The sequence below is a fragment of the Mesorhizobium sp. M1C.F.Ca.ET.210.01.1.1 genome (assembly GCF_004791585.1).
Classification (GTDB): Bacteria; Pseudomonadota; Alphaproteobacteria; order Rhizobiales; family Rhizobiaceae; genus Mesorhizobium.
In genome coordinates, this window is record NZ_SRUU01000161.1 from 1 (window position 1) to 330 (window position 330).

Below are 330 nucleotides of genomic sequence, written 5' to 3' on the forward strand. Positions count from 1 at the left end.
GACACTACCATCTCGGCGCCGTCAGTCATGACAATCAGCCCAAACTCCTGGCGCGCCTGCTGACCGAAGGTGGCATTGACCGGCTGGCGGACGTAACGCGGCTCGCGACGCCGCGTCTTGCCACCCATGCGGCACCCATCGTCATTACCGGCGGCAGCGGTTTCATCGGGTCCAACCTGGCGGACAGTTTCCTCAGGGATGGCGAGGATGTCGTCATTCTCGACAATCTTCAACGCCCGGGCGTTGATCAGAACCTCGCATGGCTGATGGAGCGGCATCGCGACAGGGTTCATCCAGTTCTCGCCGACGTGCGTGATTTCAATGGTATCG

At 61.2% G+C, this 330-nt stretch carries 1 protein-coding gene; it reads left to right on the forward strand.

What is annotated here, in order from left to right:
- Positions 1-330: NAD-dependent epimerase/dehydratase family protein (locus EN853_RS33400; RefSeq protein ID WP_135861367.1), on the forward strand; the 330-nt coding region annotated here is incomplete at both ends.